The sequence below is a fragment of the Streptomyces pyxinae genome (genome assembly GCF_024756275.1).
In the GTDB taxonomy this organism is placed as follows: Bacteria; Actinomycetota; Actinomycetes; order Streptomycetales; family Streptomycetaceae; genus Streptomyces; species Streptomyces pyxinae.
Genome location: NZ_JANUGQ010000032.1, coordinates 56,355 through 76,957 on the forward strand (window position 1 = coordinate 56,355; position 20,603 = coordinate 76,957).

18 protein-coding genes are annotated in these 20,603 nt (G+C 75.4%); 12 read left to right on the forward strand and 6 right to left on the reverse strand.

Features of this window, described 5'->3' with window-relative positions:
* Positions 1 to 48: 48 nt before the first annotated feature.
* From NX801_RS27005 to NX801_RS27015, 3 genes are all read left to right on the forward strand, one after another.
* The gene (locus NX801_RS27005; protein ID WP_258790556.1) at positions 49 to 990 is read left to right on the forward strand and encodes an N-acetylmuramoyl-L-alanine amidase; all 942 of its coding nucleotides are present in this window, start codon (positions 49 to 51) and stop codon (positions 988 to 990) included.
* Positions 991 to 1,065: 75 nt separating this feature from the next.
* Positions 1,066 to 1,959: a DUF5336 domain-containing protein gene (locus NX801_RS27010; protein ID WP_258790557.1), complete on the forward strand. Its 894-nt coding sequence runs from the start codon at positions 1,066 to 1,068 to the stop codon at positions 1,957 to 1,959.
* A gap of 203 nt (positions 1,960 to 2,162) precedes the next feature.
* Positions 2,163 to 2,453, forward strand: coding sequence for a hypothetical protein (locus tag NX801_RS27015; RefSeq protein WP_258790558.1), 291 nt, complete (start codon positions 2,163 to 2,165; stop codon positions 2,451 to 2,453).
* A gap of 63 nt (positions 2,454 to 2,516) precedes the next feature.
* Here NX801_RS27015 and NX801_RS27020 read toward each other — a convergent pair whose 3' ends face one another.
* Genes NX801_RS27020 through NX801_RS27030 form a run of 3 tightly spaced genes read right to left on the reverse strand, consistent with a single transcriptional unit; the run spans position 2,517 to position 5,976 of the window.
* Complete coding sequence (locus tag NX801_RS27020; RefSeq protein WP_258790559.1) at positions 2,517 to 3,593, reverse strand: glucosidase family protein; 1,077 nt, start codon at positions 3,591 to 3,593, stop codon at positions 2,517 to 2,519.
* Positions 3,590 to 4,447 carry a class I SAM-dependent methyltransferase gene (locus NX801_RS27025; RefSeq protein ID WP_258790560.1) on the reverse strand — a complete coding sequence of 286 codons (858 nt, stop codon included), beginning with the start codon at positions 4,445 to 4,447 and terminating at the stop codon, positions 3,590 to 3,592. Before NX801_RS27025 ends, NX801_RS27020 begins: the two co-directional genes overlap by 4 nt.
* Positions 4,441 to 5,976 (reverse strand): glycosyltransferase family 4 protein, encoded by a 1,536-nt coding sequence (locus NX801_RS27030; protein WP_428986246.1) that lies wholly within the window; start codon positions 5,974 to 5,976, stop codon positions 4,441 to 4,443. The genes NX801_RS27025 and NX801_RS27030 overlap by 7 nt, the downstream gene beginning before the upstream one ends.
* Positions 5,977 to 6,583: 607 nt before the next feature.
* Between NX801_RS27030 and NX801_RS27035 the strand changes: the two genes are divergently transcribed.
* The 7 genes from NX801_RS27035 (at position 6,584) to NX801_RS27065 (ending at position 14,579) form a co-directional block, all read left to right on the forward strand.
* Positions 6,584 to 7,174, forward strand: coding sequence for a TetR family transcriptional regulator (locus NX801_RS27035; protein WP_258790574.1), 591 nt, complete (start codon positions 6,584 to 6,586; stop codon positions 7,172 to 7,174).
* A 337-nt stretch (positions 7,175 to 7,511) separates the two neighbouring features.
* Positions 7,512 to 9,098 (forward strand): prenyltransferase/squalene oxidase repeat-containing protein, encoded by a 1,587-nt coding sequence (locus tag NX801_RS27040; protein WP_258790561.1) that lies wholly within the window; start codon positions 7,512 to 7,514, stop codon positions 9,096 to 9,098.
* A complete protein-coding gene (locus NX801_RS27045; protein WP_258790562.1) occupies positions 9,095 to 9,844 on the forward strand; it encodes an SCO2322 family protein in 750 nt (249 codons plus the stop codon). The genes NX801_RS27040 and NX801_RS27045 overlap by 4 nt, the downstream gene beginning before the upstream one ends.
* A gap of 122 nt (positions 9,845 to 9,966) precedes the next feature.
* Positions 9,967 to 11,190: a CbiQ family ECF transporter T component gene (locus NX801_RS27050; protein WP_258790563.1), complete on the forward strand. Its 1,224-nt coding sequence runs from the start codon at positions 9,967 to 9,969 to the stop codon at positions 11,188 to 11,190.
* Positions 11,187 to 12,947, forward strand: a complete 1,761-nt coding sequence (locus NX801_RS27055) for an ABC transporter ATP-binding protein (protein WP_258790564.1) — start codon at positions 11,187 to 11,189, stop codon at positions 12,945 to 12,947. Before NX801_RS27050 ends, NX801_RS27055 begins: the two co-directional genes overlap by 4 nt.
* Positions 12,948 to 12,997: 50 nt before the next feature.
* Positions 12,998 to 13,885 carry an ECF transporter S component gene (locus NX801_RS27060; RefSeq protein WP_258790575.1) on the forward strand — a complete coding sequence of 296 codons (888 nt, stop codon included), beginning with the start codon at positions 12,998 to 13,000 and terminating at the stop codon, positions 13,883 to 13,885.
* Between the two features lie 10 nt (positions 13,886 to 13,895).
* The gene (locus NX801_RS27065; RefSeq protein ID WP_258790565.1) at positions 13,896 to 14,579 is read left to right on the forward strand and encodes an O-methyltransferase; all 684 of its coding nucleotides are present in this window, start codon (positions 13,896 to 13,898) and stop codon (positions 14,577 to 14,579) included.
* Positions 14,580 to 14,737: 158 nt separating this feature from the next.
* On the opposite strand, the gene NX801_RS27070 is transcribed toward NX801_RS27065, so the two are convergent.
* Together NX801_RS27070 and NX801_RS27075 are read right to left on the reverse strand one after the other, a co-directional pair.
* The gene (locus NX801_RS27070) at positions 14,738 to 15,448 is read right to left on the reverse strand and encodes a hypothetical protein (RefSeq protein WP_258790577.1); all 711 of its coding nucleotides are present in this window, start codon (positions 15,446 to 15,448) and stop codon (positions 14,738 to 14,740) included.
* On the reverse strand, positions 15,448 to 16,086 hold the full coding sequence (locus NX801_RS27075; protein WP_258790566.1) for a hypothetical protein: 639 nt from the start codon (positions 16,084 to 16,086) through the stop codon (positions 15,448 to 15,450). The genes NX801_RS27070 and NX801_RS27075 overlap by 1 nt, the downstream gene beginning before the upstream one ends.
* 333 nt (positions 16,087 to 16,419) lie before the next feature.
* Between NX801_RS27075 and NX801_RS27080 the strand changes: the two genes are divergently transcribed.
* Entirely contained in the window at positions 16,420 to 16,929 is a 510-nt protein-coding gene (locus tag NX801_RS27080; RefSeq protein ID WP_258790567.1) for a GNAT family N-acetyltransferase, read from the forward strand.
* An 80-nt stretch (positions 16,930 to 17,009) separates the two neighbouring features.
* Here NX801_RS27080 and NX801_RS27085 read toward each other — a convergent pair whose 3' ends face one another.
* Positions 17,010 to 19,058: an MDR family MFS transporter gene (locus NX801_RS27085; protein WP_258790568.1), complete on the reverse strand. Its 2,049-nt coding sequence runs from the start codon at positions 19,056 to 19,058 to the stop codon at positions 17,010 to 17,012.
* A gap of 672 nt (positions 19,059 to 19,730) precedes the next feature.
* Here NX801_RS27085 and NX801_RS27090 point away from each other — a divergent pair.
* On the forward strand, positions 19,731 to 20,378 hold the full coding sequence (locus NX801_RS27090) for an HAD family hydrolase (RefSeq protein ID WP_309505913.1): 648 nt from the start codon (positions 19,731 to 19,733) through the stop codon (positions 20,376 to 20,378).
* Positions 20,379 to 20,603 lie beyond the last annotated feature (225 nt).

Genomic DNA, 20,603 nt, shown 5'->3' on the forward strand with positions numbered 1-20,603 from the left:
GGCGGCGGGTTCACGGGGGCGGGGGTGGCCGGGCTTTAGCATCGGCCTGTGCACGACGACTACCGCCGGTCCCCCGTCCGTCCGAAACTCGTCCTCGCGCTGGCCGCGCTGCTGGCGGCGGCCCTTGCGGGGTGGCTGATCAGTGACGCGGTACGCGGCGGGGAGGGCGACCCCAAGGCACCGGGCGCGCCTACCGGTACGGCGGCGGGCCGGGTCGCCGGGAAACCCCCGGAAGGTTCCCCGGCGAATGGGGTGACGGGCGGGGCGGCGAACGGAAGAGCGGACGGGCCGGGTTCGCTGGCGGGGAAAGTCGTGGTGATCGACCCGGGTCACAATCCGAGTAATTTTCAGCATGCCCGTGAGATCGCGGAACTCGTGGACATCGGAACGAACCACAAGGAATGCGACACCACCGGAACGTCCACCGACGACGGTTATCCGGAAGCCGCTTTCACACGGGACGTCAGCCACCGGCTGCGCGACCTGCTCCGGGAACGCGGCGCCACGGTGCGTCTCACCCATGACGCCGACCGCCCCTTCGGCCCCTGCGTGGACGAGCGGGCGGTGATCGGGAACCAGGCGGGCGCGGACGCCGTGGTGTCGGTGCACGCGGACGGCTCGGCGGTCGGTCACCGGGGCTTTCATGTGATCCTTCCCGCCCTGGTCAAGGGCGGGAAGGCGGACACCACGAGGATCGTCGGGCCGTCCCGGGCGCTGGGCGAGCGGCTGGCCCGTTCCTTCGGCCGGGCCACCGGCAGCGCGCCCGCCAACTACCTCGGCGGCGGCACCGGGCTGGATGTCCGCGAGGACCTGGGCGGGCTCAATCTCTCGACCGTGCCCAAGGTGTTCCTGGAATGCGGCAACATGCGGGATCCGCAGGACGCCGCATTGCTCACCGATCCGGCCTGGCGGCAGAAAGCGGCGACGGGGATCGCGGACGGGATCGGCGCTTACCTGCTCGGTCAGGACGCCGGGACGGATGAACGATAGATTCATCCGTACGATGGGGCCGCCCCCCGTGCTTCGCGCCACCCCGACGAGACGAACCGACGAAGGAATTTTCACGTGAACATCCGCTCCCTCAGTCGAGGCGACGGCGTGGTGATCGGAGCAGCGGTCGTGCTGTTCATCGCCTCGTTCCTCGGCACGACCAGTGTCGAGTGCCCTGCCGGTGTCGACTGCTCGCGCTTCCAGACGAACGCCTGGGACTCCCTCGGCCTGCTGATGAGCATGTTCCTGTCCGGTGTCATCGGCGCCGTGCTGCTCGTCCTCGGGCGGAGCATGCCGGGCCGGAAGGTCGCCGGTCTGGACCTGGGTCAGTTCGGGGTCGCGTTCTGCGTCTTCGCGCTGTGGACGGCCTTCTGGACCATCATCGACATGCCGGCCGACGCCGGTGCCGGCATGATCCTGGGCCTGATCGCGGCCCTCGTGCTCGCCGTGGCCGCCGTCGCCGCGCCGCTGGTGCCCGCCCTCAAGGCCCCGCTCATGGGCGCCCCCCGCCCCCAGACGCCGCAGCCGTACGGTGGCCAGCCCGGGTACGGCTACCCCGGCGGCCCCCAGTCCTTCGGCGGCCAGCCCCAGGGCGGCTACGGCTACCCGGGCGGCCTCCACTCCGGTCAGCCCGGACAGCCGCAGCCGGGGCAGCCGCAGCCGGCCCAGCAGGGTCAGAGCGGGCAGCCCGGACAGCACGGCGCCCACGAGCCGGCGGGCGCCCAGGCCACCGGCACCGGCACGACGGGGCAGCCCGCCGCGCCGACCGGTGACTTCGCCCCGTTCTGGTTCGCCGTCCCGGTGGCCCGTCCGCTCTACGGGGAGGACGGCTCCCCGACGCCGATCGCCGAACTCGCCCCCGGGACCTGGTACCTGGCGGTCGAGCAGCGCGGCCAGGGCCTGGTCGCCCAGACCCAGGACGGCCGCCGGGGCGTGCTCCAGGACACCACGGGCATCCAGCGCGGCTGAGCGGTCGAGCGGCTGAGCCCGCGCGCTGTCCTCACGGCTCCGGCCCCTCGTCCCTCGCGGGCGGGGGGCCGGAGCCGTACCGTACGCCGGGAGCGACTCGGGACGCCGGGAGCAACTCCGGACACCGGGAGCAACTCGGGCGCCTCGTACGGGCTTTCGGAGGGGGCGGGTTTCGACGGGTCGGGAGCGGCAATCCGTCGGGCATGTCTCCCCGTCACCGGAACGGCAACCAGGCGGCCACCGCCATAGCGGTCGTCGCCGATATTCTGGCCGGAACCCTGATCCTCTGGATTCTGATGTATCTCCTGGACGCCAACCGGGCCAACGACCTGGTCTCCTTCGTCCAGGACGCGGCCCGCTGGCTGGCCGGCTGGTCGTACGACCTGTTCACCTTCGACGCCGCCTGGGCGCGGGTCGTGGCGGGTTACGGACTCGCCGCGCTCGTCTACCTGTTCATCGGCCATGCCGTGGCGGGCCGGCTGCGCCGCTCCTGACCGGACCCACCGGCCGGCGGGTCCGGACCGTGGTCCGGATCGCGGTCCGGGACAGGCGGTGGGTCAGGCGCAGCACTCCGGCGCGAGGCCGTGCGGCAGCCGCGCGCCGCCGAAGACCGCGGTGGTCGCCTCTTCTCCCCCCAGGGCGGCCACCGCGAGCAGCAGCGAACCGGCCGTCCAGGTGGTGAGTTCCTCCGGCCAGACGGCCCGGTGGCCCTCGAAGACGTACCCCGTCCAGTACATCCCGTCCGGCCCCCGGAGGTGGCCGAGGGACTGGAGGATCTCCAGCGCCCGGTCGGACTCACCCATGATCCAGAGGGTCAGGGCGAGTTCACAGCTCTCGCCGCCGGTCACCCAGGGATTGGGCAGCACACAGCGGACCCCGAGCCCGGGCACGACGAAGTCCGCCCAGCCGCGCTCGATGCGCTCCTTGGCCGCCGCGCCGGTCACCGCCCCGCCCAGGACCGGGTAGTACCAGTCCATCGAGTAGCGGCTCTTGTCGAGGAACCGCTCCGGGTGGCTGCGTATCGCATGGGCCAGCGCGCCGGCCGCCAGCTCCCAGTCGGGCTGCGGCTCCTCCCGCTCCTCGGCGATCGCCAGGGCGCAGCGCAGCGCGTGGTGGACGGACGAACAGCCGGTCAGCAGCGCGTCGCCGACGGGGGTGCCGTCGTCCTCCCGCTTCCAGCCGATCTGGCCGCCGGGCCGCTGGAGCCGCAGCACGAACTCGACCGCCGCGTGGACCACGGGCCACATCCGGTCCAGGAAGGCGTCGTCGCCGGTGGCCAGGTAGTGGTGCCAGACGCCCACGGCGACATAGGCGACGAAGTTGGTCTCCCGGCCCCGGTCGGTCACCCGGGCGGCGTCGCCGTCGTGGTAGGCGGCGTACCAGGAACCGTCCTCGTTCTGGTGCCGGGCCAGCCAGGCGTAGGCGCGGGCGGCGGCCGCGTGCTCCCCGGCCGCGTCCAGCGCCATGGCCGCCTCGGTGTGGTCCCAGGGGTCCAGGTGGTGGCCCCGGAACCAGGGGATGGCCCCGTCCTCGCGCTGTACGGCGAGGAGACCGGCGACCGTCTCGGCGGCCTGCTCGGCGGTCAGAACCCCGGGCAGGACGAGGTGTTCGGCGATCCGCTCCGGCGAGGTCACCGCTCCCCCGGGACGGTCTTCGGGGCGGCCGGGGTGTGCTCCGGGGCGGTCTCCGCGACGGTCCTGGGGGCGGCCGGTACGGTCTCCGGGGTGCCGGACGCGTCGTACGGGGTGTCCGGGGTGCCCGAAGTGGCGGCGGGCAGATGGGGCTTGGTCGCGTAGACGACGAAGCTCTTGCCGAGGACCGGGTTGAGCGCCCGCTCCGCGAGCCGGGTGGCCAGGGGCTTCTTCATGATGTCCCAGACCAGCAGCTTGTGGTACGCCCGTACCGGCAGCGCCTTGTCGTTGTCCACGCCGAAGGCGCACTTCAGCCACCAGTAGGGCGAGTGCAGGGCGTGGGCGTGGTGGGAGCCGTACGGGCGCAGCCCCGCCTCCCGGACGCGGCCGAGCAGTTGGTCCGCCTTGTAGATGCGGATGTGTCCGCCCTCGACCTCGTGGTACGCGTCGGAGAGCGCCCAGCAGACCTTCTCGGGGCCGTACCGGGGCACGGTCACGGCGATCCGGCCGCCCGGCTTGAGCACACGCACCATCTCGGCGAGCACCCCCTTGTCGTCGGGGATGTGCTCCATCACCTCGGAGATGATCACCACGTCGAACGAGGAGTCCGGGAAGGGGAGGTTGAGCGCGTCGCCCTCCATGGCGGTGGCGGTCGCCCCGGCCGGGGCCTCGCCCGCCTCCTTCATGGCCGCGAACCAGGTGGCGACCTCGCGGATCTCCTCGCCGTTCCGGTCCAGCGCCACCACCCGGGCCCCGCGCCGGTAGCACTCGAAGGCGTGCCGGCCCGCCCCGCAGCCCAGGTCGAGCACGCGGTCGCCGGGGGCGAGCGGGAAGCGGGTGAAGTCGACGGTCAGCACGAGGGCGGCCTGCTTTCGCGGTGGAGAACATCGCGGTCGAGGAGTTCACGATCGAGAAGTTCGCGGTCGAGAACATCGAGGGGGGCGCCGGCGAGCGGCTCCGGGGCGAGCCGGGCGGCACCGCCGGCGAGCGGCTCCGCGACCGGGCGGGTCGCGGCGGGCGCCCCCGGGGCCGGGCGGGCGGCACCGGCGGCGGGTCCGGCCGGCACCGGCCGGGCGCCGGTCCCGCGGGCCACGGCCTCCCGGTAGAGCTCGGCGGTGCCCCGGGCGGCGCGGGCCCAGGTGAACCGGTCCAGCACCCGGGCGCGGCCGGCCGCCCCGAGACGGGTTCGGAGCGCGGGGTCGTCCAGCAGCCGGCCCAGCGCGGCGGCGAGTGCCCCGGCGTCCCCGGGCGGGACGGCCAGACAGGTCTCGCCGTCCGGTCCCGCGACCTCCGGGATCGCCCCGCCGGTCGTGGCGACCAGCGGGGTGCCGGTGGCCATCGCCTCGGCGGCGGGCAGCGAGAACCCCTCGTACAGCGAGGGCACACAGGCGACTTGGGCGCTCCGGACCAGATCGACCAGCTCGGCGTCGGTGACGCCCTTGACGAACCGCACGGCGCCGCCGAGCCCGTACCGCTCGATGGCCCGGGCGACCGGGCCGTCCTCGGCGCGCTTGCCGACGACCACCAGATGGGCGGCGGGGTGCTCGGTGCGCAGCTTGGCGAGCGCCTCCACCAGGTGGATCAGGCCCTTGAGCGGGACGTCGGCGCTGGAGGTGGTGACGATCCGGCCGGGTACCTCGGGCACCGCCGGGTCGGGCGACCACAGGTCGGTGTCGGCGCCGATGTGGACGACCGTGATGCGCTCGTCCGGTACGCCGAGGTGCTCGACGATCTCCTGGCGGGAGGAGCCGGAGACGGTGAGCACCGACGGCAGCCGCCGCGCCACCCGCTTCTGCATCCGGGTGAAGGCGTACCAGCGGCGGACCGAGGCGCGGCGGCCCGCACCGGTCGCCGCCTTCAGCTCCAGCTCCCGGTCGACGGTGATGGGGTGGTGGATGGTGGTGACCAGCGGGGCGCCGAGGTCGCCGAGCAGTCCGTACCCCAGCGTCTGGTTGTCGTGGACGACGTCGAACTCCCCCTGCCGCGCCAGCAGATGACGGCGGGCCCGGAGCGAGAAGGTGAGCGGCTCGGGGAAGCCACCGGTCCACATGGTGGCGACCTCGAGGGCGTCGACCCAGTCCCGGAACTCCTCCCGCCTCGGGGTGCGGAAGGGGTCGGGCTGGCGGTAGAGGTCCAGGCTGGGCAGCTCGGTGAGCGGCACCCCGCCGTCGAGCACGGGGTAGGGCTGGGCGCCGATCACCTCGACGCTGTGGCCCAGCCGGGCCAGTTCGCGGGAGAGGTGCCGGACGTAGACGCCCTGACCTCCGCAGAATGGATTCCCCTTGTAGGTCAGAAGGGCGATCCGCAACGGGCGGTCCTCGGCCCCGGGGACCGGTCGGACGACGGCTCCGGCGCGGGGGCCCGCGTCCATGGCCTCTGCGGTCACTCGCGGCCCCCTTCGTGCTGCGTCCCGCCGGAGCGTAACCGGTCGCGTAATCTAGAACAAGTTTCAGACTTGATGGTTCAAGAGCTTCGAATCTACCGGCAGGTAGCGCCGCCGTAAGGGCCGGAACAGGTGATTCCCGCCACGGCACAGGGACGGCGGTACCACCGCGGACCCCGGCGACCGCGCGAGGGGCCCGCGGCGGCCCCGCAGCGACCGCACGGCGGTCCCGTGGCGGGCCCTCGGCGGACCCGGAGCGCCCCGGAGCGGACCCATGGCACGGAACGGAACGGACCCGGACGGACCCATGACGACGGCGGACGACAGAGCGGACCGGGGAGCCCGGAGAGCCGGGACTGCGCGGGGCACGCAGGGCGCACAGCGCACCCGGAGTGCGCAGAGCCCGCAGAACGCGCGGGGTGCGCAGAACACGCGGGGCGCGAGGGAAGCACGGGCGCCCGGGGCGGGGTGCGCCGAAGACCAGGAGCGCCCCGGGGACCGGCAACCTCCCGAGGACCGGCAACCTCCCACTGGCCGGGAGCGCCCCGGGGACCGGCAGCCTTCCGGGGGCCGGGAGCGCCCCGGGGACCGGCAACGTCCCGGGGGCCGGCTGACCGAGCGGCAGGAGGCCCGGCGGCTGGCCATCCTGGCGGCCAGTGCCGAGCTGGCCGGGCGCGGCGGCTTCGACGCGGTCCAGATGCGCGAGGTGGCGGAGTCGGCGGACGTGGCGCTGGGCACGCTGTACCGGTACTTCCCGTCCAAGGTGCATCTGCTGGTCGCCACCATGGCGGACCAGCTCCAGCGGCTGCACTCCACCCTGCGCCGGCGGCCCCCGGCGGCGGACGGCCCGGCCGAGCGGGTCGCGGAGACCCTGATGCGCGCCTTCCGGGCCCTCCAGCGCGAGCCCCGGCTCGCGGAGGCCATGGTCCGGGCGCTCACCTTCGCGGACCGGAGCGTCAACGCCGAGGTGGACGCCGTCTCCGCGCTGACCACCCGGGTCATCCTGGACGCCATGGGGCTGGACCACCCGACGGCCCAGCAGCTCTCCGCCGTCCGGGTCATCACCCACACCTGGCACTCCACCCTGATCACCTGGCTGTCGGGGCGGGCATCGCTGGCCCAGGTGCGGACGGACCTGGAGACCGTCTGCCGGCTGGTGGACCCCGCCCCGGCCCCGACCGGTGCCGGCGGGCGCCGCTGACCGCCCGCCCGGGGCCCACCGGTAGAGTGGGCGGACCGCCATCTCGCCCGTACGGGGCGAACCGGGATCAGCCCGGCCCGTCCGGTACGGGCCCGGCACCGATCGGCGCACGCACCACGGGACGGCCCGGCACGGGGGACCCGTACGGCACGGCGCGTACGGAACGGAACCCGCAGCCGGAACGAACCCGTACGGTACGGCGCCGGAGCGCCCGCCGACGGCCCGGGCGGGCGCTCCGCTCCGGCGCCCGGCCGCCGGTCACCGCGACGGCCGTGCCCGGGGCGGCCACGCCCGTACGTCCCGGTCCATCCCGTACCACCCGCAGGAGACATCCGCCATGACCACCCCCCGCGTCCGCGCCGGTGTCGGCGCAGCGGCGCTCGCCGTCTCCGCCGCGCTCCTCGCGGGCGGCGCCGGAGCCGTCGCCCCCGTCGCGTACGCGGCGCCCTCCCCCGCCGCCTCTCCGTCCGGACCGGCGCCGCGGTCCGGTCTGTACGGCACGAAGGACCCGGCGTACGACGGGGTCTGGCGGCAGTCGCTCGCCTTCATCGCGCAGCAGACCGCCGGGGTGAAGCCGGCCGAGCGGGCGGTGGACTGGCTGCTGGGGCAGCAGTGCGGCAACGGGGCCTTCCCCCCGTACCACGCCCGCCCGGACTTGAGCTGCACCCCCCGGACGGTGCTGGACACCAATGCCACCGCCGTCGCGGTGCAGGCACTGGCGCGTACCGACAAGCCGGAGACCGAGAACGGCGGGACCGATCCGGTGACGGCCGCCGTCCGGGCGGGCGTCGGCTGGCTCAAGGGCGTTCAGAACACGGACGGCGGCTGGGGCTACAACCCCGGCGGCCCGAGCGACGCCAACTCCACCTCCATCGTCATCAGCGCCCTCGCCGCCGCGGGCGAGCGCCCGGGCGAGGTGCGGTCGGGGACCGGCCACGCGTCCGCCTCGCCGTCCGCCTCCGGGACCACTTCCCCGTCCGCCTCCGCGTCCACTTCCACCTCCGCCGGACCGTCCACCGGATCGCCGTCGGCGGCATCGGCATCGGCATCCCCGTCGGGACCGGCATCCGTGTCGGCGTCGGGGGCGGCGGAATCCGCGTCGCCGCCGGCCTCGCCGTCCGGGACCGGTGCCGATACCGGAACCGAGGGTGAGGCGGCGGGCCGGACGCCGTACGACGCGCTGCTCGGGTTCGCCATCCCGTGCGGCGCCACAGCGGGCGGCGGCGCCTTCGCCTACCAGCCGGATCCGCAGGGCGCCCTGGTGGCCAACGCGGACGCCACCGCCGCCGCCACCCTGGCCGGGCTCGGCAAGCACTACCGCAGCGGCGGGGTGGCGCCGGACCAGCCGGTGAGCTGCGAGACCCCGGCCCGGCCGACCATCGAGCGGGCCGCCAGGAACGGCGCCGCCTACCTGGCCGCCGCCCTGGCGAAGACCGGCCACCTCGATCTGCCGCCGATGCCGGGCGCGGCCACCACCACCCCGCAGCCGGACTTCGGCAACACGGCGGACGCGGTCGTGGCGCTCGGTGCGGCCGGCCACCGGGACAAGGCGGCCAAGGCGGTGACCTGGCTGAAGGAGAACTCGGCGGCCTGGGCCAAGGAGAGCGGCCCCGCCGCCTACGCCCAGTTGATCTTCGCCGCCCACACCATGGGCGAGGACCCGCGCGACTTCGGCGGCAACGATCTGGTGGAGCAGCTCAACGCCACCGGCCCCGCGCCGGTCGAGGACTCCGGGAAGCCGTCCGCGAAGCCCAGCCGGGACGGCGGGGACGGCTCGGACGCCAAGGACGACAAGGACGCCAAGGACACAGCGGCGGGCGAGGAGTCCGGGCTCAGTGTCTGGCTGGTGGTCGCGATCTTCCTGGTGGCGGGCATCGGCATCGGCTTCCTGCTCAGCGGCCGCAACCGGAACGGCACCTCATGACCGGCCCCCGGCTCTTCTCCGCTTCGGCGTTCCGTACGGCTCTGGTGCCGGTCCTGGCGGCCCTGCTGTGCGCGGTGTCCGTGGTGGCCGGTGCCGCGCCGGCCCGGGCCGCCGGTTACCGCTACTGGTCGTTCTGGACGGGTGACCGGAACGGCGCCTGGGCCTACGCCACCGAGGGCCCGGCCACCGCCCGGCCCGGGGACGGCCAGGTCGACGGCTTCCGGTTCGCGGTCAGCCGGGACTCGGCCGACGCCGACCGGCCGGGCCCGGCCCCGGACTTCGCGGCCGTCTGCGGTGCCACGCCCGCCGAGCCGGGCCGCAAGCGGATCGGGATCGTCATCGACTTCGGCACGGCGGCCGACGCGCCCGCCGGCCAGGACCCGCCCGCCCCGCGCACCGCCTGCGCCCGGGTGGCCCCCTCGGCCACCAGTGCGGAGGCCCTGGCCGCGGTGGCCAAGCCGCTCCGGTACAACTCCCAGGCGCTGCTCTGCGCGATCGCCGGCTATCCGGAATCCGGCTGCGGCGAGCAGGTGGCCGACAGCCCCGGCACCCCTACCGAGGGGCCCGGGAAGGATCAGAAGTCCCGGGAGCCCGGGGACGCCGGGGACTCGAAGGACTCCGGTCCTTCCGAGGACTCCGAGCCGTCCGGCTCCGGGCCGTCCGTGGGGGTGATCGCCGGGCTCGCCGCCGTACTGCTGCTGGGTGCCGCCGCCGGGTGGCAGGCCCGGCGCCGCCGGGACCGATGAGCCGCTTCCCGCACCGGTCCGGCCGCCCGCCCCGCACCCGTACGCCGTCCGAATGGCGCACGCCGGCGGACTCCGGCGCGCCGGCCGAATCCCGTACGCCGGCCGGCTCCCGTACGCCGGCCGTGACGTCCGTGCCGGCCGGAGCCGCGCTGCCGGGGGGCCTGCGGGCGCCCCGGGCGAGCCGGGCCAACGCCCTGCACGCCGGGGCCTGGTGGCTCTGGGCGCTCGGGCTGGCCGTCGCCGCCTCCAGGACCACCAACCCGCTGCTGCTCGGGCTGCTCGTCGGGGTGGCCGGGTATGTGGTGGCGGCCCGGCGGACCGACGCGCCCTGGGCCCGGTCCTATGGCGCCTTCCTCAAACTGGGCCTGGCCGTCCTGGTGTTGCGGCTGGCCTTCTCGGTGGTGCTCGGCTCCCCGATCCCCGGTACGCACCCGCTGGTCACCCTGCCCGAGGTGCCGCTGCCGGAGTGGTCCCGGGGCATCCGGATCGGTGGCCGGGTCACCGCCGAGCAGTTGCTGTTCGCGCTGTACGACGGCGCCCGGCTGGCCGCCCTGCTGATCTGCGTGGGCGCCGCCAACGCGCTGGCCAGCCCGGCACGACTGCTGAAGTCCCTGCCGGGCGCGCTGTACGAGGCGGGGGTCGCCGTGGTGGTCGCGCTGACCTTCGCGCCGAATCTGGTGGCCGACGTGGTGCGGCTGCGCACCGCCCGGCGGCTGCGCGGGCGCCCCTCCGGCGGGGTGCGGGCGGTGCTCCAGATCGGGTTGCCGGTGCTGGAGGACGCGCTGGAGCGGTCGGTGGCGGTGGCGGCGGCGATGGACGCGCGCGGTTACGGCCGTACGGCTCCGGTGCCGGCGGCCGTCCGGCGCGCCACCACCGCGCTCACCCTGGGCGGCCTCTTCGGGGTCTGCGTCGGGGTCTTCGGGCTGCTCACCGCCGGTGGCGGCGCCTGGGGTCCGCCGCTGCTGGCCGCCGGGGCACTCGCCGCGCTCGCCGGACTGCGGCTGGGCGGCCGGCGCTCCGCCCGTACCCGCTACCGGCCCGACCGGTGGGGCGTCCGCGCCTGGCTGGTGGCCGGGTCGGGGCTGCTGGTCGGCGGGTTGATGGTGGTCTGGGACCAACCGGCCCTGCACCCGGGCGTACTGCCGCTGGTGGCACCCGAACTTCCGCTCTGGCCCGCCCTGTCGGTGCTGCCCGGGCTGTTGCCCGCCTTCGTCGCCCCGGCTCCGGAGGCCCCGTCGGCTCCGGAGGCCCCGTCGGCTCCGGAGGCCGGGCCGCGGACGCCTCCCGCGCCGGAGTCCGAGTCCGGCCGGCGGCCGGAGAACGGGTCAGGAAAGGAGTCCCGGTGATCCGGTTCGAGAACGTCTCGGTGACCTACGCCGACGCCCCCGCCCCCGCTCTGCGGAATGTGGAGCTCACCGTCCCGGAGGGCGAACTGATGCTGCTGGTGGGGCCGTCCGGGGTCGGCAAGTCCACCCTGCTCGGCGCCGTCGCCGGGCTGGTGCCGCACTTCACCGGTGGGGTGCTGCGCGGCCGGGTGACGGTCGGCGGGCGGGACACCCGGGACCACAAGCCGCGTGAACTGGCCGACCTGGTGGGCACGGTGGGCCAGGACCCGCTGGCCCACTTCGTCACCGACACGGTCGAGGACGAGCTGGCGTACGGGATGGAGTCGCTGGGCCTGGCGCCCGAGGTGATGCGGCGCCGGGTGGAGGAGACCCTCGATCTGCTGGGCCTGGCGGAGCTGCGGGACCGGCCGATCGCCACCCTCTCCGGGGGCCAGCGGCAGCGGGTGGCGATCGGCTCCGTGCTGACCCCGCACCCCCGGGTGCTGGTGCTCGACGAGCCGACCTCCGCCCTGGACCCGGCCGCCGCCGAGGAGGTGCTCGCGGTGCTCCAGCGCCTCGTCCACGACCTGGGCACCACCGTGCTGATGGCCGAGCACCGGCTGGAGCGGGTGGTGCAGTACGCCGACCGGGTGGCGCTGCTGCGGGCCCCGGGCGAACCCGTGCTGACCGGGCCGCCCGCCGAGGTGATGGCCGTCTCGCCGGTGCACCCGCCGGTCGTCGGCCTGGCCCGGCTGGCCGGCTGGGAGCCGCCGCCGCTGACCGTACGGGACGCCCGCCGCCGGGCCGCCCCGCTGCGGGACCGGCTCGCGGGCCGGGCGCCCGCCCCGGTGGCGCTCCCGGCCGCCGCCGTACCGGTGCCGGCGGTCGACGCCGGTGGCACGGCGCGCGAGGGCCGGTTCGGCGCGCTGCTGTCCCGGCTGCGGCCCGACCGCCGGAACGGTCCCGCCGAATCCGAGCCCGGACCCACGGAGAGCGTGTCCGGGGCCGGGGCCGGGGGCGGGGCCGGGGCCGACGTGGTGTCCGCCCGGGGTCTGGCGGTGCGGCACGGGCGGGTGGAGGCGCTGCGCGGTGTGGACCTGACCGTGCGGCCGGGCGAGACGGTCGCGCTGATGGGACGTAACGGCGCGGGCAAGTCCACCCTGCTCGGCGCGCTCACCGGCATGGTCACGCCCGCCGCCGGCCGGGTGCTGGTCGGCGGCCTGGTCCCGCACCGCACCCCGCCGCGCCAGTTGGTCCGGCGGGTCGGGCTGGTGCCGCAGGAGCCGCGCGACCTGCTGTTCGCCGCCACGGTCGGCGCCGAGTGCGCGGCGGCCGACGCGGACGCGGGCGCCGCCCCGGGAAGCTGCCGGGAACTGGTGACGCGGCTGCTCCCGGGCGTACCGGACGAGGCGCATCCGCGTGACCTCTCGGAGGGGCAGCGGCTGGCGCTCGCGCTGGCCCTGGTGCTGACCGGGCGGCCCCCGCTGCTGCTGCTCGACGAGCCGACCCGGGGCCTGGACTACGCGGCCAAGGCCCGGCTGGTGGAGGTGCTCCGGGGGCTCGCGGCCGAGGGGCACGCCATCGTGCTGGCGACCCACGATGTGGAGCTGGCCGCCGAACTGGCGCACCGGGTGGTGATCCTGGCCGACGGCGAGGTGGTCGCGGACGGGCCGACGCCCGAGGTGGTCGTCTCCTCGCCCGCCTTCGCCCCGCAGGTCGCCAAGGTGCTGGCGCCCGGCCCCTGGCTGACCGTCGCCCAGGTGGAGGCCGCGCTGTGACCGCCCGGACCCCCGGGGGTGCCCGGGGTGGCCGGAGCGCCCGGGACGGCGTGGCCGCCCCGGTGCGGCTCGGGCCGCGCTCGGTCGCCGCGCTGGCGCTGGTCTCGGCGGTCGGGGTGGTCGCCTTCGGCTGGCCGCTGCTGGCCGGCTCCGCCTCGGTGCTGGCCGGGCACGCCACCGACGCGCCCTGGCTCTTCGCCGTACTGCTGCCGCTGCTCGCCGCCGTCGTGGTGGCGACCATCTCCGACCACGGCCTCGACGCCAAGGCGGTGGCGATGCTGGGCGTGCTGGCGGCGGTCGGGGCCGCGCTCCGGCCGCTCGGCGCCGGGACGGCCGGCCTGGAGCCGATGTTCTTCCTGATGGTGCTCAGCGGCCGTGTCCTCGGACCCGGCTTCGGCTTCGTCCTGGGGTCGGTCACCATGTCGGCGTCCGCCCTGCTGACCGGCGGGGTCGGGCCCTGGCTGCCGTTCCAGATGCTCGCCATGGGCTGGTTCACCCTGGGCGCCGGGCTGCTGCCGGGGGCGCGGCGGCTGCGCGGGCGCGGTGAGCTGCTGATGCTGGCCGGGTACGGGGCGGTGGCCTCCTTCGCGTACGGCACGGTCATGAACCTCCAGGGCTGGGTGCTGCTCCAGGGCATGAGCAGCGGGGTCTCGTTCCGGCCGGGCGACCCGCTCTCCGAGAACCTGGTCCGGTTCCTGGCCTACTGCGCGGCGACCTCGCTCGGCTGGGACCTGGGGCGGGCGGTGCTGACCGTGGTGCTGGTGCTGACGGTCGGGACGGCGGTGCTGCGGGCGCTGCGCCGCGCCACCCGGCGGGCCGCCTTCGAGGCCCCGGCCGTCTTCGAGGGCCCGGCCGTTTTCGAGGACCCCGATGCCGTCGAGAACCCGGCCGGCTCCAGGGGGGAAATCACCCGTCGGCCGGGCCATGACCGGCGGTAGATTCAGCTGTATGACACAAGAATTGTGGAACACCGTCGACCGCTATCTCACCGGGCTGCTGGCCCCCGCCGACGAGGCCCTGACCGCCGCCCTCGCGGCCAGCGACGCGGCCGGGCTGCCGCCCATCGCGGTCGCGCCCAACCAGGGCAAGCTGCTGCACCTGCTCGCCCGGATCCAGGGGGCGCGGACGGTCCTGGAGCTCGGCACCCTCGGCGGATACAGCACCATCTGGCTGGCCAGGGCGCTGCCGGCGGACGGCCGGCTGATATCGCTGGAGTTCGACCCGGCGCACGCCGAGGTGGCGCGCGGCAACCTCGCCCGCGCCGGTCTGGACACCGTGGCGGAGGTGCGTACCGGCGCGGCGCTGGACACCCTGCCCAAGCTGGCGGCCGAGGGGGCCGGCCCCTTCGACCTGGTCTTCATCGACGCCGACAAGCGCAACAACGCCGCCTATCTGACCTGGGCGCTCGAACTGACCCGGCCGGGCAGCGTGATCGTGGTGGACAACGTGGTGCGCGGCGGGCGGATCACCGACCCGGCCGACCCGGGTGAGGACGTACGGGGCACCCGGGAGATGTTCGAACTGGTCTCCCGCGAGCCCCGGCTCGACGCCACCGCCTTCCAGACCGTGGGCACCAAGGGCTGGGACGGGCTGCTGGTGGCGCGGGTCGTGCGGGGCGCCGAGGGCGCGTAACGCGCCGGGACCCAGGCCGGGCGCCTCCCCCGGACACCGCCTCCGGACATGACGCGGCCCCGGGCCGGGCGCCTCCTCCGGACATGACGCGGGCCCGGGCGGCGCGGGGGGGTGTCCGCCGCCCGGGCCCGGGCCCTCATCGGGGTGTGGAGCGTGGATCAGAACCGCAGCAGCCGGTCGGTGATCTCCCGGTACTGCTGAAGGGTGAGACGCAGATGCTCGGTGTCGGTGGTCCGGTCCGCGGCCTTCGCGCCCCCGGTGCCGGCGGCGTCGGCCGTGTCGTGGGAGCTCTTGGTGTCCCAGGAGGTGCGCAGTGAGGCGCGGCGCTCGGTGAGGACGGTGGTGAGCCGCTCGACGGCGGTCTCCAGCGCCCCGGCGGCCTCCTCGACCGCCTGCCGGGGGCTGTCCACGAAGCCGCTGAGCGCGTGCTGCATCCGTACGGCGATCCGCTCCCGCTCGTCCATGGGCAGCAGCCCCTCGGTCCGCCGCTCGGCGGTGCCGCCCGCCCCGGCCGGCCCCGGGCCTCCGGCCGTCCCGGCGTGCCCGGCCGGTTCGGTGTGCCCGGCCGGTTCGGCGTGCCCGGCCGGTTCGGTGTGCCCGGCCTGTCCGGTGGTGGCGCCCGCCTTGGTGGCCAGCGGCTCCGGCCGCACACCGGTCCCGGTGGTGGCGGGTCCGGTCCCAGTGGTGGCGGGTCCGGTGCCGTCCGGGTGCGCGGGCCGGGCCGGCCGGGGGTGGACCGGCTGCTGGTGCGGCGCCGGGTGCCGGGGGTCGGCCGCCTGCGGCTCCTGGTTCGCGTGCGGCTCCCAGTTTCCCCGGGGCTGCTGGTTCTCGTGCGGGTCGTAGTTCCCCTGCGGCTGCTGGGTCGCCATCAGACGCCACTTCCCTTCGGGCGCAGGGCGCGCGGGCGGTGGCCGCCGCGCCCGGTCGGACCGGTGGCGCCGGGACGGCTCTCCTCCGGGTGTTCCGCGACCAGCTCCTCGAAGAGCTTCCGGGCCTCCACCATGGCGGACCGCAGCTCCTCCGTGTTCGGCGCGGTCGTGCCGTCGGCCCGGGCCGAGCGGTGCAGGACCCGGTAGCCGTCGACATGGTGGGCGTGGTGCACGGAGAGCGCGGCCACCTGCTCGTCGTACGCGGTCGCGGCCGGGAAGCCCCGGTCCTGGGCCAGCAGGGCGAGCAGCCGCTCGGCCTCGGTCACCGCCTGCTGCGGGGCGTCCACGAAGCTCTCCTGGAGGCCGGTCCACTTGGCGACGTACTGCTCGCGCAGCTCCGGCGCGAGGGGGACGGGCCGCAGTCCGCCGTGGCGCTCCACCCGCTCGGCGAGTTCGCGTTCGGCCGCCTCGGTGTCACCGCCGTGGCGGGTGAGCGTCCGCTCGTACTCGGGGCCGAACCGCCGCTTCAGGCCGGGTCCGCTCCGCCCGCCCGCGCGGCCCGGTCCGAAGCGCAGGACGAGGGCGACAACGACGACGAAGACGACGACCAGACCGACGACGATCAGGACAGTTTCCATGACTGCCTTCTCTCGTTCTCGTTCCGGGCGGCGCCCGGGGTCTGTTGGAGACGCTGGTTGCCCGGAATCCCGGGGCCAAACGACGGCCGGCGGCGTCGGAAGGACCGGCGGACGGACCGACGGCGGACCGACGGGCGGACCCACGGACGGACCGGCGGCGGACCGGCGGCGGACCGACGGGCGGACCGGCGGCGGACCGGCGGCGGACCGACGGGCGGACCGGCCTGCGGACGGCCCGGCGGGCGGCTCGCCGGAGGGGCCTCGGGAGAGACCGGGGCCGGGGCGTCGAAAAGGCGTGGCAGCCGGGCCGGACCGTCCGGTAGGGAGGGGGACATGATCGTCACGTCCGCCGACTGGGCGGTTTCCGCCGAGCGTTACGACTCCGCCGACGCCACCTCGCTGCGCCGCGCCTACTACCGGGAGGTGGCCGGGCGGTACTGGCGCCGCCCGGCCACCGAGGCCGAGGTGGACGCCGGACTGACCGGCGACGGGGCGGAGTTGCTCGCCGCCCCGACCGGGCGGTTCCTGGTGGGCCGGGTCGGCTCAGTGGCGGCGGCGTGCGGTGGGGTGCTGCTGCTCGACGCCGAACGGGCCGAGCTGACCCGGGTGTTCGTGCGCCCCGAGCTGCGCGGCACCGGTGGCGCGCGGCTGCTGCTCACCGCGCTGGAGACGGCGGCCGTGGAGCTGGGCGCCCGGCGGCTGGTGCTCAACACCCGGCTGGACCTGGTGGAGGCACGGGCGCTCTACGTCCGGAGCGGCTACCGGGAGATCCCGGTGTACTGCCCGGGACGGCCGTACGCCGAGATCTGTTACGGCAAGGAGCTGGCGCCCGTGCCCGCGTAGACCGGACGGCCCCGGCCGGACGGGCACCGCACCACGGCCGGGCACCGGCTCGGACCGCGCCACGACCGGGTGCGCGCCGCTCAGACCGCGTGGTCGCGGGGGGCCGGGGCCATTCGGGGGCGCTCGGCGCTGGAGCCGCACAGCTCGCCGGTCAACTGCTGGACGAGCAGCGTCAGATCCCGGGGCCGGTCGGGTCCCCACCAGTCGCCCAGCAGCTCCGCTAGCGAGTCCTCACGGGCGTGCGCCAGCCGCTCGGCCACCCCGGTACCCGGCTCGGTGAGCACCAGTTGGAGACCCTCACGGCGGGCCAGACCGCGTTCCTCGATCTGCCGGGCGGCCGCGGTCACCGCCCGGATCGGCACGGTGGCGGTCTCGGCGAGCCGGGCGGGCTCCACCGCGCCGTGCCGCCGTATCCGCAGCAGCAGCCAGCTGGCGGCGGGCATCAGATCGAGGCCGGCCCGGGCGGTGATCCGCTCGTACACCCTCCGCCGCCCCTCCCGTGAGCCGAGCACCGACAGGGCGCGGGCGCACTCGTCGTACGAGGAGCGCTCTACCGGATTGGTGGCGAGGGTCTGGCTGCGGTCGGGCGCGGTGACCGAGCCGCGCAGCCGGTCCTCCTTCAGGAACAGCGCGATCAGGAAGGCGAGCAGCACCACCGGGGAGGCGTAGAGGAAGACATCGGTGATCGAGGTGGCGTACGCGTGCAGCGCCGCCGGGCGCAGCGGGGCCGGCAGCCCGGCCATGGCCCGGGGGTCGGCGGCGATCCGGTCGGCCCCGGCCCCGGGCGGCACCTGCCGTCCGGCGAGGGCCTCGGTCAGCTTGGTGGTGAGCCGGCTGGTGAAGATCGTGCCGAAGATCGCGACGCCGAAGGAGGCGCCGATGGAGCGGAAGAAGGTCGCCCCGGAGGTGGCCACACCCAGGTCCTCGTAGGAGACGGCGTTCTGCACCACCAGCACCAGTACCTGCATGACCAGGCCGAGGCCGGCGCCGAAGACGAAGAAGTAGAGGCTCATCTCCGTGACGGAGCTGGTCTCCGTCATCCGGTGCAGCAGAAGCAGCCCGGCGGCGGTGACGGCGGTGCCCGCCACCGGGAAGACCTTCCAGCGGCCGGTACGGCTGACCAGCTGGCCGGAGACGGTGGAGGTGAGCAGCAGCCCGAGGACCATCGGAAGCATGTGCACCCCGGACATGGTCGGGGTGATGCCCTGGACGACCTGGAGGAAGGTCGGCAGGTAGGTCATGGCGCCGAACATGGCGAAGCCGATGACAAAGCTGATCACCGAGACCAGCGCGAAGGTCCGGATCCGGAAGAGCTTCAGCGGCAGTACCGGCTCGGCGGCCCGGCGTTCCACCCGGACGAACCAGACCAGCAGTACGGCTCCGAGCACCGCGAGTCCGATGATCCCGGGCGAGCTCCAGGCCCAGGTGGTGCCGCCGAGGGAGGCGACCAGGACCAGGCAGGTCGCGACCGAGGCGATCAGGACCGTACCCGGGTAGTCGATGGTGTGCCGGGCGGAGCGGGCCGGGATGTGCAGGGCGGCGGCGATCGCGAAGAGGGCGACGATGCCGACCGGCAGGTTGACGTAGAAGACCCAGCGCCAGCTCAGATGCTGGGTGAACAGCCCGCCGAGCAGCGGTCCGAGCACACTGGTGGCACCGAACACGGCACCGAAGAGCCCCTGGTACTTGCCGCGCTCGCGCGGTGACACCAGGTCCCCGACGATCGCCATGGACAGCACCATGAGCCCGCCGCCGCCCAGGCCCTGGACGGCCCGGAAGGCGATGAGCTGGGGCATGTTCTGGGCGATGCCGCAGAGCGCGGAGCCGACCAGGAAGACGACGATGGCGGTCTGGTAGAGCCGCTTGCGGCCGTACTGGTCACCGAGCTTTCCCCAGAGCGGGGTGGCGGCGGTGGAGGCCAGCATGTAGGCGGTGACCACCCAGGAGAGGTGCTCCATCCCGCCCAGCTCACTGACGATGGTGGGCAGCGCGGTGGAGACGATGGTCTGGTCGAGGGCGGCCAGCAGCATGCCGAGCAGCAGCGCGCCGATCGCGACCAGGACCGCGCGCCGGTTCCCCTCCGCCCCGGCCTCCGGCCCGGCGGCCGGGGTCATCACTTGCTGGGCCATGCCCGCCTCCCTCGTCCTCTTCGAAGGCCCGCACACCTGGCGGCGTCACTCCGCACGGCATCGGAGCTCGTGCCGCGCGGCGTCGTACCTGGTGCCGCACGGCGTCACCTCCCGTGCCGCACGGCGTCGCACTTCGCGGCACGCGTACCCTTTCTGCCGTTTTCTCCACCTCTCAGGCGGGGCTTTTGTCCGCTTATGGGATTACCACTCCCACACACCCCGGGCGACGACCCCCGGCGGCGCGGCACCCTCCCCCGTGACCCCGACTCCGCGACGCCATCCCCATCTCCGCACCTCCGCCACCTTGCGAGCCCGCGGGGTGGCGCGGACCGGAAGCATTTTGTATCGTGAAGAAACAAAGTGGTCCCGCCCGCACCTCCCTGACCGGCGGGCGGGCCACTTCGTACCCCGCCCGCCCGGCGCCGTGCCCCGCTTCGTACGCTTCGTACCTCCGCCGCCGCCGGAGGCTCCGCCCACCACGGCTTCGCGCCCCGCCGCCCCGGCGGGTACGCATTTCCGTGGAGCGCCCGGCCCCGGCGGAGCCCGTACACCGCCCCCGTCCCGTGGAGATCACCGATGCCGGCCGCCCCCGCCCCCGACCCGTACGCCCCTTCCGGCCTTTCCGCCGCTTCCGACTCTCCCGACCCTTCCGGCCCTTCCGGCTCAGGCACCGTGCTGACCACGCGCGCCCTGCTGCTCGACATGGACGGCACCCTGGTGAACTCGGACGCCGTGGTCGAGCGCTGCTGGCGGCGCTGGGCGGTACGGCACGGGCTGGACCCCGAGGAGGCGCTGAAGGTCGTGCACGGCCGCCAGGGGTACGCCACCATGGCCCTGCTGCTGCCCGACCGGCCCATGGAGGAGAACTACGCCGACAACCGGGCGATGCTCGCGGAGGAGACCGCCACCCTGGACGGGGTGATCCCGATCGGCGGCGCCCCCGAGTTCATGGCCGCCATCGCCGGACTGCCGCACGCCCTGGTCACCTCGGCGGACGAGCGGCTGGCCACGGCACGAATGGGCGCCGCCGGGCTGCGGATGCCGGAGACCCGGGTCACCGCCGAGCGGGTCGGCGCCAGCAAGCCGGACCCGGAGGGCTTTCTGAAGGGCGCCGCCGAGCTGGGCTTCGCCCCCGCCGACTGCGTGGTCTTCGAGGACTCCGAGGCCGGTATCGAGGCCGGCCGGGCCGCCGGGATGCGGGTGATCGGCATCGGCCCGCGGGCCGGCGCCTTCGCCCCCGACGCGCTCGTCCGCGATCTCCGCCAGATCCGTGTGGAGGCCGCCCCGGACGGCCTGATCCGCCTCCACCTCACCGCGTAGCCCGGACCGCGCAGCCGCGCCCGCCCCCACCCCCGCCGGACCGTGCGGGACCCGTCGTACGGGACCCCCCCCGCAGGACCGGGTGGACCGGCGGGGGCGGCTGGGCCCGCGGCCGCCCGCCGGGGGGGCGGCCCCTCCCCCCCCGGGGTCCCCCCGCCCGCCTCCCCCCCCCCCCCCCCCTCTAAGAGGAAGACCCGCCCGGGGGGCATCCAACCCCCCGCCCCC